The following is a 300-nucleotide window of genomic DNA, read 5'->3' on the forward strand; positions in this document are numbered from 1 at the left end:
CGACTCATCTATGCTTGAGAACACTGCCAGAAGAGCAACAATCACAGGGGCAATGAGTTCAAGCACGGTAAATCGAATTAAATGAACAAAGCCGAGAAATTTTCCTTGGATAGTGATGAAGGCACGCTGGGGCTTTTCAGAGAGTATTGCGTTTTTCCAGCGCTCTACTTCCACCAATTCATGGTCATGGACACCATAAGAATCCATATCACGAGAAAAGGTGCTTATCAGGGAATCACACTTACTAGAGAGCCGAGTCAATTCAGATCTTGAGATTTCATATCTAGCAACCGACTTAGA

General features: G+C 43.3%; 1 protein-coding gene. It reads right to left on the bottom strand.

Annotation, left to right across the window (positions count from 1 at the left end; genetic code table 11):
* On the bottom strand, nt 1-207 hold a 207-nt coding region (locus A3714_RS18195; RefSeq protein WP_231867823.1), incomplete at its 3' end, for a hypothetical protein.
* Nucleotides 208-300 lie beyond the last annotated feature (93 nt).

It is taken from the genome of Alcanivorax sp. HI0007, from assembly GCF_001635525.1.
Taxonomy (GTDB): domain Bacteria; phylum Pseudomonadota; class Gammaproteobacteria; order Pseudomonadales; family Alcanivoracaceae; genus Alcanivorax.